This window comes from Streptomyces sp. NPDC097981 (assembly GCF_040302565.1).
In the GTDB taxonomy this organism is placed as follows: domain Bacteria; phylum Actinomycetota; class Actinomycetes; order Streptomycetales; family Streptomycetaceae; genus Streptomyces.
Genome location: NZ_JBEORW010000057.1, coordinates 23,952 through 35,840, shown reverse-complemented (window position 1 = coordinate 35,840; position 11,889 = coordinate 23,952). Strand labels below are relative to the sequence as shown.

Below are 11,889 nucleotides of genomic sequence, written 5' to 3'. Positions count from 1 at the left end.
TCGGCGAGCGCGTCCAGCTCGCTCCGGCGAGCCGTGATCCGCTCCAGCTCGGACATCCCCGCTCCCTCCCCGCGATCCGGCGGTGCATCCGTACGGCGACGGATCGTAGGCTGACCCTCACGACAGGCGCAGCAGAACCCGAGAACCGCCCCGGCCGCCCTGACAGACGATCTTCATCGTGGACACCTGCCGCCGACCAGCGTGAGCACTGCAAGACGCGTGCACACCAGACCCGTGACCTGCAACTTCACGATGCACACTGCTCAGTGACCTGGCTCTGCGCCACCCGTCTCACCGTGTGACATGGATGGTCCGTCTCACCAGGGTGGCCATTTCCTCAGAGGCGCGGAGAGTGCTGTCGGCGGGCCCCGGGTGTGTGGCCGGGCCCGCCGACTGCGCGGGCGGGCTGTCAGCGGACGATCTTGACTCCGAAGTGGTTGCCCAGTCCGAGGGCGAGGCCGATGGCGCCGTGCATGTGGGCGTACATCTCCATGCCGCGGGCCGTCACCAGGCCGCCGAGGTCGAGGACGTCGGTCCAGCCGTACGCCTTGAGCAGGTCGGTGGTGGCGTGCTTGGCGTCGGCGTGGTCGGAGGCGACGAACATGGTGTGCTCGCCGTCGCCGATGGCCTTGGGGTTGATGACGGTCTCCTGCTCCTGTGTGACGAAGGACTTGACGACCTTCACGTCCGGCAGGGCGCGCTGGATCTGCTCGGCGAGGCTGTCGGTGTCGCAGGGGTCCAGCTTGGGCATCGTGCCCCACGGGGTGGGCCAGGGGTGCTCCATCTGGGCGCCGTAGAGGTAGGGGACGGGTAGTCGATGAGGGTCTTGCCGGTCAGCTGGTCGGCGATGGCGGTCAGGGCGGCGACGGCGTTGTGGCCGTCGATGCCGTTGATGACGATCTCGTCGGCGGCAGCGGCTGCGTCGGCGAACGTGTGCAGCTGGATGCCGGGGTTGGCGGCGAGCCACACCTTGTACGGGGCGTTGCCCATCATGTCGGGCTCGGTGCGGGCCAGGGTGGCCTCGGGGTCGCGGGTGCCGACGTGGACCTCGTAGCCGAGTTCGGCGAGGCGGGCGGCGTGGGTGCGGCCTCCGCCGCCGGTGCCGAGTACGGCGATCTTCGTGTTCTTCGTGGCGGTCATGGTGATAACTCCTTGCCGGCGGAGGGGGTTGGTGAGGTCGGTTCGATGGGTCAGTGCTGGGTCTTCTGGGTGACGCCGATGAGGTATCCGTTCAGGTCGCGGAAGTAGAGCGCCTGCTGGCCGCCGGCGTCGACGGGGCCCTTGGTGACCTCGATGTGGTCACGGTGGCCGGCGAACCAGGTGTCGAAGTCGGCGACGGCCAGGTAGTGCATGCCGGAGCAGCCGATGAGCGTGTCCTTGAGCGGCGGCAGCCACAAGCCGAGGCCCTGTGCGGGCTGGATCACGAAGGCGAACTACGTGAGGACGCGGACGTAGGCGTCGGGGCCCGCGGGGACGGCTTGGAAGCCGAGCCTCTCGTAGTAGGCGAGGGTCTCGGCGGTGTCGTGGACGCCGAGGCAGGCGGAGATGGCGGGGGTGTGCATGGTGCGGTCAGGCGCTTTCGTGGTGCCGGGGGATCATGTTCGGGTCGTCGGCGCCGAAGATGCCGAGGATGTAGCCGTCGGGGTCGCGGAAGAAAAACTCACGGCCGGTGCGGTCGTAGTTGGTGACGGTGTCCTTGACGACCTCGACGTGCGGGCGGATGCGCGCGATGGTGGCGTCGAAGTCGTCGACGACGAAGTAGTGGATGCCCGAACAGCCGTTGGCGGGCTGCATGGTGGGCAGCAGTGCGCGCAGGGTCTCTTCTCCTTGGACCATCAGGGCGGGCTTGCCTTGGTGGGTGATGATCAGGAGGGTGTGTGCGGGGTTGAGGGGGCCGGTGTCCAGGACGCCGAAGCCGAGCTTCTCGTAGAAGGCGGCGGTGGCCAGTGGGTCCTTGACGGCCAGGCAGGGGGAGACGTTCATCACGGCGGGCTCCGGGGGGAGGGGGCGGCTCATCACGTGGGTGTGCCACGTCGTGGGTTGCGGTGGGGCGCGCTCTGGGCTGAGGCATCAGGGCCGGCCGGAGAGGCTCGGCTCTCGCGCTGCGGCCGGGGGCGCTCTTCCTCAATTAGTACATACGTCTCACATCCTGTCGAGTGATAGCGGTAAAACGGTCATAGGTGTCGAATGGTGCGGCGGTTCCACCTGGTCGCATAGCGGAAAGTAATGACGCGATTGCTTCGCTGTGCAGGGAAGATGCCGCATGGGCGGCCCCTGGGGTGCCGCCGGGGAATATTCGATACGATTGTTCTGAAATGGATTCTCTTCGTAGTGATCACGGTCTCTGGGAGGGGTGCGGTCATGGCTGAGCAGGGCGGTGCCAAGCGGCGCTACGACCCCAAGCGGCGGATTGAGGAAGTCGTCGCCGCCGCCGAGCGGGTCATCGCCGCGCGCGGTATCGAGGGGCTGACCCACCGGGCGGTGGCCGAGGAGGCGGGGGTACCGCTGGGGGCGACGACCTACCACTTCGCCACCAAGGACGACCTGATCCAGGCCACCCTGCAGCGCTCCGTCGAACGCTTTACCGCCTACCTGGACGACTGGGTGGCTCAGCGCCCGCAGCTCACGCCGGAGCAGCTGGCCGTGCTCCTCGCCGACGCGCTCCTCGCCGGCTTCGGCCCGGAGCGCGGTCAACAGGTCGTGGAGTTCGAGCTGTACGTGGCCGCGCTGCGCCGCCCGGCGCTGCGGCCGATCGCCGACCGGTACATCGAGGCGAGCGTCGACGCCCTGTCCCGGTACGTCGATCCGCTGACGGCCCGTGCCGCCGCGGTGGCCGCCAACGGCCTGACGCTGCGCGGCCTGGCCGGCAGCGAGCCCCCGAGCCGTACTGACGTGGAGGGCATCCTGCGGCTCATTCTCACCGCCACCCCCCGCCCGGACACCCGGAGCAGTTGAGGAACCGCTATGAGCGGCATCGCCCGCCCCCGCATCACCGCCCGTGAGCGTCGCGCCCGACTGGTGCGCCGCCAGCTCCTTCACCCCGCGGCGCGGGCGGCCGACGTCAGCGAGGCGGCGCAGTCCGTCCTTGCGCTGCATGCCACCGATGCCGCGACCGTCCACCTCTCTGCTGCCGCCCGCCTCGCCGACCCCCGCCCGGAGGCGGTGGAGCGGGGTCTGTACGCGCGAGAGTCGCTGCTGCGGATGACTGCGATGCGCTGCACCGTCTTTGTGACGCCGACCGCGCTGGCCCCGGTCCTGTTGGCTGCGGCCGGGCGGCCCCAGGCCGCCGTACGCAGGAAGCAGTTGCTGCGGCAGATCGAGTCGTCCGGGATCGGTGAAGAGCGGTGGCTGGAGCAGGTGTCCCGTGATGTCCTGGCCGCCCTTGCCGAGCGCGGCGAGGCGAGCACGGCCGAACTGGCCGCGGCTTACCGGGCCTTGAGCGGCAGATCGTCGTCTCGCCCGGCAAGCGCTACGAGTCGCGCCGTAGCGTCGCCGCCGACCTGCTGTTCGTCCTGGCCTCCGACGGTCATGCCGTACGCGCGACACGCCGGGGCGGCTGGACCAGCAACCAGCACGCTTGGGCTCTGGGCCCCGAACTCCCTGAGCTCGCCCCGGCAGCGGCACGGGTCGAGCTGGTCCGGCTCTGGCTCGGCGCCTTCGGCCCCGGCACCGTCGCCGACCTGAAGTGGTGGACCGGTTGGACGCCACCGACACCCGCAAGGCCCTGGCCGCGTCCGGAGCGGTGGATGTCGACCTCGACGAGGGCATGGGCTATGCCCTGGCCGAGGACCTGGAGCCAGTCGAGGGTGCCGAGCCCTCGGCCGTGCTGCTGCCGGCCCTCGATCCCACCCCCATGGGCTGGCGGGAGCGCGGCTTCTACCTCGACCCCGCCCACGTCCCCGTGCTCTTCGACCGGATGGGCAACGTCGGCCCCACCGTGTGGTGGGACGGCCGGATCGTCGGCGGATGGGCCCAGCGCAAGGACGGCACCCTGAACTGGCGGCTCCTCGACGATCCCGGACGCGAGGCCCGTGCGGCCATCGACGCCGAGGCGCAGCGGACAGCGGCCTTCCTCGGGGAGCGCCGCTTCACCCCTGCCTACCGCACCCCGCTGGAGTGCGAACTCTGCTCCTGAGCTCGCACTCCCAGCCGTCCGAGGGCTACGCGGGCGCATGGCCTTCGCTCTGGGGCAGGTAGCAGTTGGACTCCCAGATGACGCCGTACTTGTCCTGGGCGATGCCGTAGGCGACTCCCCAGAACTTCGTCTCAAGGGGCTCCAGGACCTTGCCGCCAGCGGCGAGTTTGTCGAAGGCCGACCGCTGCTCGCCGGGGTCGGTGTACTGCAGGCCGATGTGGATGTTGCTGCCGATGGCGTGTTCGCCGTCGCCCGGAGGCGTGCCGTACAGGTCGGCGACGTTCAGCGCGCTGCCGTCGGCGAACTGGAGCTTGGAGTAGACAACCGTGCGGTGCGCGCCCGGGATCTTGTCCATGCCGGGCACCTGGGACAGCAGCATGGTGCGTTCGCTGATCTCCTTGACGCCGAAGACGTCGGTGTAGAAGGCGATGGCCTCCAGGCTGTCGTTCACGTACAGCATCGGCGTGAAGAGCTGGAGGATCTCCTTGGCTCCGTTGTCGGTCATGGCGGGCACCTCTCCTGGTGGGGCTGTGGGGTCCCGGGGCGGGCCAGGGCCAGCACCTCGGGGGCAAATTACGGGGAAACGGTGTGTTTCGTCCGACGTCTTCGACGGTAGACGTCCAATAGGTCATCGGACGTCCTATTGGTCGGTGAGGGTGAGCGGCATGAGTGCCGATCCCGTGGCAACCCGGGGCGTACGAGACCCCGCGGCCCGTCTGCTCCAGCTCCTGTCCCTGCTCCAGGCCCCGCGCGACTGGACGGGTCCCGAGCTGTCCGAGCGCCTGGGCGTCACACCCCGCACCATCCGCCGCGACATCGACCATCTGCGCGAGCTGGGCTATCCCGTCGAGGCCAGCCAGGGCAACATCGGCGGCTACCGGCTCGTCGCCGGGACGGCCATGCCGCCGCTCCTGCTGGACGACGATGAGGCCGTGGCCATCGCGATCGGCCTGCGCACCGCCGCCACCGCCGCGGTCAGCGGCATCGAGGACACCTCACTGCGGGCCCTGGCCAAGCTGGAGCAGGTGCTGCCGTCGCGCCTGCGGCGCCGGGTGTCCCACTTCACAGAGGCGGCCACCTTCCTCTCCCCGCCTGTCCCCGGCCCCGAGGCTGATCTCCTGGCCGCCCTCGCCGCCGCCTGCGTGGCCCGCGAGAAGATCCGTTTCAGCTATGCGCCGGGCCGCGGTGAGCCGTCGCGGCGGCTGGCCGAACCGGTGCATCTCGTGGTCGCGGGGCGGCGGTGGTATCTGGTCGCGTACGACCTCGACCGGGCCGACTGGCGCACCTTTCGCGTCGACCGGATCGACGCCCTGCACCGCACCGGCGCCCGCGTTTCCGCACGCGAGCTGCCCGACGGTCAGGATGCCGCTGCGTATGTGGCGGGCGTTCTGGGCGCCGGGCCGGGCAGGTGCCGCGCCGAGGTGATCGTGCATGCTCCGATCGAGCGCGCGGCCGAGGGCGTACCGGCCTCGCTCGGCGTCCTGGAACAGCTCGACGAGCACCGCTGTCGGCTGCGCACGGCCCCGGACTCCCCCGAGTACCTCGCCTTCCGCATCGCCGCCCTGCGTCTGGACTACACCCTGGTCGGGCCGCCCGAGATCGTCCCGCACCTGCGGCGGATCGCGGAGCGGGCCCTGGGCGCCATTGAGGCGGCCCAGGGCCCAGAGCGGTGAGTGGTTCGGGACGGTTCGCTGAGCGGGCCGGTATCAGCGGGCTGCCGCGGCCTCCTCGGCCGCGAGGTTGTCGGCGGGTACGGGGTCGTCGGCGGACTTGGCGCCGGCCCCGCCGTCCGCGTCGGTGCGCCCGGCCCGGCGCGGCATGGCATACAGCATCGCGAAGGCGGCGAAGAAGGCGGCGGCGACGTACGGCAGGGTGTGGGCGAAGGCGTCCGGTGTCTGCGCCGCCTGGGTGACGGGGTTGCCGTCACCGCCCAGCTCGTTGAAGAAGATCAGCGAGGAGAGGGCGGTGCCGACGGCCTGGCCGAGCTGGACGGTGGTGTTGTTCAGGCCGGAGGCCGAGCCGGCGTGCTCGTGCGGCACCTCGGAGAGGACGATGTCCGCGAGCGGTGCGACGATCAGGCCCATGCCGACGCCCATCGGCACCAGCGGCAGCATCGCTTGCCACAGCGCGATGTCCGCGCCGTAGTGGCCGACCAGCCACGCGAACAGGACCATCCCTGCCGCGGCGGTCAGCGCGCCGGCCTGGAGCACGGCGCGGCCGAAGCGCGGCACCAGGATCTGCATCGAGACCCCCGCCCCCGCCATCAGCAGCAGCGACAGCGGCAGCCCGGACAGGCCCGCCTTCAACGGCGAGAAGCCCAGGCCCAGCTGGAGGTAGAGCGTCCAGGCCAGGAAGAAGACGCCGGACGCGAGCCCGAAGAGGAGCTGCACGCCCAGGCCACCGGAGAAGCTCTTGCGGTTGAAGAGGGACAGGACGACGAGCGGGGAGCCGCCGCGGGCGATCACGCGTCGCTCGTGTGCGACGAACAGCGCGAGCACCGGAACGGAGGCCGCCGGCATCACGTACGTCCACACCGGCCAGCCCAGCTCGCGGCCCTGGATCAGCGGCAGCACGAGGCAGAGCAGGCCGAGAACGGACAGCAGCATGCCGCCCACGTCGAGCCGGGCCGCGTGCTCGGCCTTCGACTCGCGGATCAGGACCGCGCCGACGATCAGGCCGAGCACGCCAAGGGGCAGGTTGACCAGGAAGATCGGCCGCCAGCCCATGCCGAACAGATCGCCCTCGACCAGGAGCGCGCCGACCAGCGGCCCGGCCAGCACACCGAGCGCGGTGACCGCACCGAAGACGCCGAAGACCTTGCCCCGCTCCTCCTTCGGGAAGGAGACGTGGATGATCGAAAGGACCTGGGGCACCATCAGCGCGGCGGCCGCGCCCTGCGCGATCCGGCCGGCCAGCAGCACCTCGGGGGCGGTGGCGATGCCGCAGACCAGCGAGGTGAGGGTGAACCCGGCGACTCCGATGAGGAAGACCTTCTTGCGGCCGAACAGGTCGCCCAGGCGCCCGCCGGTGATCAGGCCGAGCGCGAAGGCCAGTGCGTAGCCGCCGACCACCCACTGGATCTGGGAGGTGGAGGCCCCGGTGTCCTCCTGGATGTGGGGGATGGCGATGTTGACGACGGTCACGTCCACCGCGTCCATGAAGGCCGCGACGAGGAGGACGATCAGTGCCACCCATCGGCGGGGATCCACCGCTGCCGGAGAGGGATTGACCAGCGCATCGGTAACCACCGTTTGTGCAGGGGTTCGTTGTGATTTGTTCTCGGACATGGGATCGACGGTAGAGGTCCAATAGGACACCCGATGTCCTCACGCCGCCCTCACGGCGACCTCAGTGTGGACAGGCCGAGATCGTGGCGCAGCGCGTCGGCGGTGTGGGAGTTCCTGGCCTTCGCCAGTTGGGCCGGGGTGCCGGTGAACTGGACGTGGCCGCCGTGGCGGCCGCCGTCGGGGCCGAGGTCGATGATCCAGTCGGCGTGCTCGATGACGTCCAGGTCGTGCTCGATGACCAGCATGGTGTTGCCCGCGTCGACCATGCGGTCCAGGAGGGCGAGCAACGTCTGGATGTCGGACATGTGCAGGCCGGTGGTGGGCTCGTCCAAAACGTAGACGCCGCCGGTCTTGTGGAGTTCGCCGGCGAGTTTGAGGCGTTGGCGTTCGCCGCCGGAGAGTGTGGACAGGGGCTGGCCGAGGGTGAGGTAGCCGAGGCCGACCTCGTTCAGCAGGGCGATCTTGCGGGTGATGGTGCGGTCGGTGAAGAAGCCGGCGGCTTCCTCGGCGGTGAGGCGCAGGACGTCGACGATGTTCTTGCCGTGCAGTGTGTGGGCGAGCACGGCGGGGTCGTAGCGGGTGCCGGCGCAGTGCTCGCACACCGTGGTGACCGGGTCCATGAACGCCATGTCGGCGGTGATCTCGCCCTTGCCGTGGCACTGGGGGCAGGCGCCGCGGGAGTTGAAGCTGAAGTACCCGGCGTCCACGCCGTTGGCCTTGGCGAACGCCTTGCGGACGGTGTCCATGATGCCGAGGTGGCTGAGCGGGGTGGAGCGCGAGGAGATGCCGATGCTGCCCTGTCCGACCACGACGGCCTCGGGGTGCTGGGCGGTGAACATCTCGGTGACCAGGGTGGACTTGCCTGATCCGGCGACGCCGGTGAACACCGTGAGCACGCCGGTGGGGATGTCCACGGTGATGTTCTTGAGGTTGTGCAGGGCGGCGTCCTTGACCGTCAGCTGCCCTGTCGGCCTGCGGACCTGGCGTTTCAACGTGGGAGTGCGGCGCAGGCAGAGCCCGGTGCGGGTGTCAGCATCCCGTAGGCCGGTGGGGGTGCCCTGGTAGACGGCGTGCCCGCCGTGGACGCCCGCGCCGGGGCCCATGTCGATGACGTGGTCGGCGGCGGCGATCACGTCGCGGTCGTGTTCGACGACGAGGACCGTGTTGCCGCGGTCGCGCAGCTCGCGCAGGAGCTCGTTCATGCGGCCGACGTCGCGGGGGTGCAGGCCGGTGGAGGGTTCGTCGAAGATGTACGTCATGCCGGTAAGCGACGAGCCGAGGAAGCGCACCATCTTCAGGCGCTGTGCCTCTCCGCCGGACAGGGTGGAGGTCTCACGGCCCAGGTTGAGATAGCCGAGCCCGATGTCGTCCAGGCGGCGCAGCCCGGCGATGGCCTGCTCGGCGACCGGGGTACCCAGCGGGTGGTCGATCTTCCCGAGTACGTCGACGAGCTCGGTGACCTCCATCGCCATGTGGTCGGTGATGGAGAGCCCGTCGACGCGTGTCTTGAGGGCGTCGTCGTTCAGGCGCGCCCCCGCACAGGACGGGCAGGTGCCCTGGAGGGTGAACTCCTCGACCGCCTTGCGGGTGCGGGAAGAAAGGGTGGAGATGTCACGGCCCAGGTAGAGCCGTTCGAAGCGCGGGATGAGGCCCTCGTCGGTGGCCGTGGTGGAGCCGGGTTCGCCGTGCAGCAGGCGCCTCCACTCCTGCTGCGTGTACGTGGTGAGGGGCTTGTCGAGGTCGAAGCGGCCGGTGCGGGTGAACAGGTTCCACTGCACGCCGCCGACGTTGAACATCGGGAACAGCAACGCTCCCTGGCTCAGCGACTTGGCGGTATCGAAGAACTTGTCCAGGTCGGGCTGGACGGTCCGGCCGAGCCCGGCGCAGGTCGGGCACGCGCCCTCGGGGGTGTTGAAGGAGTACGCCGTCGCCATGCCCGCCGACGGCTCCCCGGCACGGGAGAACAACAGCCGGATGATCGAGGCGATGTCGGTTGACGTGCCCACGGTGGAGCGGGCGTTGGCGCCGATCGGCTTCTGGTCCACGACCACCGCGGTGGACAGGTGGTCGATGCGGTCGGCGTCGGGCTTCTCGTAGCGCGGCAGCCGGTTGCGTACGAAGGTGGTGAACGTCTCGTTGAGCTGTCGTTGTGCCTCCACCGCGAGGGTGGAGAACACCAGCGACGACTTGCCCGACCCGGACACCCCGGTGAAGACCGTGATCTTGTCCTTGGGGATACGCAGCGAGACTCCCTGCAGGTTGTGCTCGCGTGCGCCCTCGATGACGATGTGCTGGCTCATGAACTCTCTCAGGGTGTGCGTGGGGTACGGGGGGCGGCCGTCCCCCGGGCGTCGATGCCGGCGACGTCCTCGGCGTCGAGTGCCAGGCCGGCGCCGAGGACGTTCTCGAAGATGCGTTCCGGGTGCCCCGACAACACGTCGGTGCGCGCCAAGCCGGAGGCGGCCGGCGCCTTGCCGACCGCCTCCTCGTTGCCGTACAGCGTGGCGGTGCCAGATGCCAGTAGCCCACCTCCAGGGCCAACGAGACGGCCCGGTAGACGTCGTCGCCCTTCATCTGCCAGGTCCCGAATCCGATGGGCGGGATCATCAGCGGTCGTCGGCTCCGTTGACCAGCCGGCCGACGTCCAGGGTCACTGCGAGGGCGTCGAGGACCGTCGCCGGGGCGATCTCGTTGGCGGCCTCGCCACGCAGGCACGCCAGGACGTGGTCGATCATCGCCGTGTACTGGTCCGCGGGCGGCAGCTCCACTTCCCGTACGCCATCCGCGGTGTAGGCGGTGAGGGTGCCGCTCGGCTTGCCGTCGAAGCCCATCGTCGACAGCGACTCGAGGACTCCCTGGGTGAAGGTGGCCGTGTAGCCGCTGCGGGCGCCCCACGGCATGGGCATCAGCGACGAGACTGAGTCGCGGGCCACGGCCCCGTCGAAGCGCAGGACCGCCTCGATGGCGCCGCTGTCGTCGTCGCGGGCGACGGTGGTGACATCCAGCCGCTGGGGCAGGCCGAGGGTGCGGGTGATGATGTCCATGTCGCCGTGCATGGCCTCCAGTGGCAGCACCTTCAGCCCCAGGGAGAACCCCGGCCACAGGTGGGCCGTCCGGTTCCACAGGGCCAGTTGTTCCAGGCGCCCGTAGGTGCCCTCGCGCACGGCATCGAAGAGGGCCCGGTTGGCCGGGATGAACCGCTCGTACATGTCCACGAACACCTGCTTGTCGCTGCGCTCGGCCGCCTCGGCCACGCGTCGCGCGTCATCCAGGTTGTCGGCCAGCGGCAGCTCGACCAGGACGTGTTTGCCGGCCTCCAGGGCACGCAGCACGTACGAGGTGTGGAGCGGGACGGGCAGGCAGATGTCGACGAGGTCGAAGTCGTCGTCGAACGCCTGGTCAAGGTCGGTGGAGGCGGCGAACCCGTACTGTCCGGCCACTGCGGCGGTCTTCTCCGGATCGCGGCCGAACATCACCACCTCCACGTCACCGCGCGCGGCGTAGACGGCGGCGTGTGCCTGCCCGAAGTTGGTGCCCAGCAGCGCGATCCTCATGACGTCACCTGCTCGCCCACGGGCGCGGAGAACATGCCGAAGCGGTTGCCGCGCGGGTCGGTGATCCGGGCGTAGACGAGCCCGTCGGGATTGGTATCCGGGCCGAACTCCACAGTGGCGCCCAGCTCTTCGGCCCGCTCGGCGAGCGCGGGCACGTCGAGGACGAGGAAGACGGAAATCAGGTAGTCGACGCCGTCCGCCCCGTGGTCGTACATGCCGCCGGAGGGCCAGGGGTTGCCGGTGAAGATGTTGGAGTAGGGCTTGCCGCCGGCGCTCTCGTCGAACTCGATGCGCCAGCCGAACGCGCGACGGTAGAAGTCCTCGGTGCTCTCGGCGTCGGTGGTGCCGATCTCGAACCAGGCGAACGAGCCGGGCGCCGGCTTGGCCGCCGTCTCCTGCATCTGCTCGCGCCCCTGCTCGGCGAAGTCCTTGAGCCGCTCGGGGGTCTGGTCGTTCTGGAACAGCGAGAACACGTTGCCCGCGGATCCGCCATGCGGCCGAACGCGGTCACATCGGAGACCTGCGTAGCCGGGACGACCATCCTCGCGCCCAGCTTGGCCAGCCTGTCCTGGTCGGTGGCGACATCCGTCGATACCAGGGAGACGTTGATCGTCTCCTCGGGGCTGTGGGAGTTCTCGTAGACCGCTCCCATCGGGAATGGCATACCCGGAGCCATGATCCGCGTGTACGTGATGCCGCCGACCGAGGAGTCCGGGTCTACGGCGAAGCTCCAGCCGAGGAGTGGGCCGTAGAAGTCCTTGACGCCCTGGCCGTCAGCGGTGCTGATCTCGAACCAGACGACGTTTCCCGGGTCCATAAAGCTCATGGCGGTTCCTCCTTCCAGAGGGGTGAGGTGTGATCACCCGGCGCGGTCCCACCGGGATCCCGCCGGACGGTTTCGGTCTGTTTCCGA

At 69.8% G+C, this 11,889-nt stretch carries 11 protein-coding genes and 2 pseudogenes; 3 read left to right on the top strand and 10 right to left on the bottom strand.

The window, feature by feature from the left end:
* Positions 1 to 409: 409 nt before the first annotated feature.
* From ABTY04_RS41295 to ABTY04_RS35630, 4 genes and pseudogenes are all read right to left on the bottom strand, one after another.
* Positions 410 to 1,140: pseudogene (locus ABTY04_RS41295) on the bottom strand (NADPH-dependent F420 reductase).
* 50 nt (positions 1,141 to 1,190) lie between these two features.
* Positions 1,191 to 1,424, bottom strand: a complete 234-nt coding sequence (locus ABTY04_RS35640; protein WP_352217597.1) for a VOC family protein — start codon at positions 1,422 to 1,424, stop codon at positions 1,191 to 1,193.
* Between the two features lie 9 nt (positions 1,425 to 1,433).
* The gene (locus tag ABTY04_RS35635) at positions 1,434 to 1,562 is read right to left on the bottom strand and encodes a hypothetical protein (RefSeq protein ID WP_352217596.1); all 129 of its coding nucleotides are present in this window, start codon (positions 1,560 to 1,562) and stop codon (positions 1,434 to 1,436) included.
* 7 nt (positions 1,563 to 1,569) lie between these two features.
* A complete protein-coding gene (locus tag ABTY04_RS35630) occupies positions 1,570 to 2,016 on the bottom strand; it encodes a VOC family protein (protein WP_352217595.1) in 447 nt (148 codons plus the stop codon).
* Positions 2,017 to 2,361: 345 nt separating this feature from the next.
* Here ABTY04_RS35630 and ABTY04_RS35625 point away from each other — a divergent pair, with 345 nt between their 5' ends.
* Positions 2,362 to 2,955, top strand: a complete 594-nt coding sequence (locus ABTY04_RS35625) for a TetR/AcrR family transcriptional regulator (protein ID WP_352217594.1) — start codon at positions 2,362 to 2,364, stop codon at positions 2,953 to 2,955.
* 9 nt (positions 2,956 to 2,964) lie between these two features.
* Positions 2,965 to 4,135: pseudogene (locus tag ABTY04_RS41290) on the top strand (winged helix DNA-binding domain-containing protein).
* 25 nt (positions 4,136 to 4,160) lie between these two features.
* On the opposite strand, the gene ABTY04_RS35610 reads toward ABTY04_RS41290, so the two are convergent.
* Positions 4,161 to 4,640 carry a VOC family protein gene (locus tag ABTY04_RS35610; RefSeq protein WP_352217593.1) on the bottom strand — a complete coding sequence of 160 codons (480 nt, stop codon included), beginning with the start codon at positions 4,638 to 4,640 and terminating at the stop codon, positions 4,161 to 4,163.
* Between the two features lie 160 nt (positions 4,641 to 4,800).
* On the opposite strand from ABTY04_RS35610, the gene ABTY04_RS35605 reads away from it, so the two are divergent.
* Positions 4,801 to 5,808 carry a helix-turn-helix transcriptional regulator gene (locus ABTY04_RS35605; protein ID WP_352217592.1) on the top strand — a complete coding sequence of 336 codons (1,008 nt, stop codon included), beginning with the start codon at positions 4,801 to 4,803 and terminating at the stop codon, positions 5,806 to 5,808.
* Positions 5,809 to 5,841: 33 nt separating this feature from the next.
* Here the strand turns inward: ABTY04_RS35605 and ABTY04_RS35600 are convergent, their stop codons facing one another.
* The 5 genes from ABTY04_RS35600 to ABTY04_RS35580 all read right to left on the bottom strand — a co-directional run bounded on the left by ABTY04_RS35600 (position 5,842) and on the right by ABTY04_RS35580 (position 11,449).
* Entirely contained in the window at positions 5,842 to 7,422 is a 1,581-nt protein-coding gene (locus ABTY04_RS35600; protein WP_352217591.1) for an MFS transporter, read from the bottom strand.
* Between the two features lie 50 nt (positions 7,423 to 7,472).
* A complete protein-coding gene (locus ABTY04_RS35595) occupies positions 7,473 to 9,722 on the bottom strand; it encodes an ATP-binding cassette domain-containing protein (RefSeq protein WP_352217590.1) in 2,250 nt (749 codons plus the stop codon).
* Positions 9,723 to 9,730: 8 nt separating this feature from the next.
* Positions 9,731 to 9,874, bottom strand: coding sequence for a hypothetical protein (locus ABTY04_RS35590; RefSeq protein ID WP_352217589.1), 144 nt, complete (start codon positions 9,872 to 9,874; stop codon positions 9,731 to 9,733).
* A 154-nt stretch (positions 9,875 to 10,028) separates the two neighbouring features.
* Positions 10,029 to 10,976, bottom strand: a complete 948-nt coding sequence (locus ABTY04_RS35585) for a Gfo/Idh/MocA family protein (protein WP_352217588.1) — start codon at positions 10,974 to 10,976, stop codon at positions 10,029 to 10,031.
* Positions 10,973 to 11,449 carry a VOC family protein gene (locus tag ABTY04_RS35580; RefSeq protein WP_352217587.1) on the bottom strand — a complete coding sequence of 159 codons (477 nt, stop codon included), beginning with the start codon at positions 11,447 to 11,449 and terminating at the stop codon, positions 10,973 to 10,975. Before ABTY04_RS35580 ends, ABTY04_RS35585 begins: the two co-directional genes overlap by 4 nt.
* Positions 11,450 to 11,889: the final 440 nt, after the last annotated feature.

Bases quoted from the DNA above. Each gene is read 5' to 3' on its own strand.
- ABTY04_RS35595 (WP_352217590.1), bottom strand. From the start codon at position 9,722: ATGAGCCAGCACATCGTCATCGAGGGCGCACGCGAGCACAACCTGCAG.
- ABTY04_RS35625 (WP_352217594.1), top strand. From the start codon at position 2,362: ATGGCTGAGCAGGGCGGTGCCAAGCGGCGCTACGACCCCAAGCGGCGG.
- ABTY04_RS35605 (WP_352217592.1), top strand. From the start codon at position 4,801: ATGAGTGCCGATCCCGTGGCAACCCGGGGCGTACGAGACCCCGCGGCC.
- ABTY04_RS35630 (WP_352217595.1), bottom strand. From the start codon at position 2,016: ATGAGCCGCCCCCTCCCCCCGGAGCCCGCCGTGATGAACGTCTCCCCC.
- ABTY04_RS35600 (WP_352217591.1), bottom strand. From the start codon at position 7,422: ATGTCCGAGAACAAATCACAACGAACCCCTGCACAAACGGTGGTTACC.
- ABTY04_RS35635 (WP_352217596.1), bottom strand. From the start codon at position 1,562: ATGCACACCCCCGCCATCTCCGCCTGCCTCGGCGTCCACGACACCGCC.
- ABTY04_RS35610 (WP_352217593.1), bottom strand. From the start codon at position 4,640: ATGACCGACAACGGAGCCAAGGAGATCCTCCAGCTCTTCACGCCGATG.
- ABTY04_RS35585 (WP_352217588.1), bottom strand. From the start codon at position 10,976: ATGAGGATCGCGCTGCTGGGCACCAACTTCGGGCAGGCACACGCCGCC.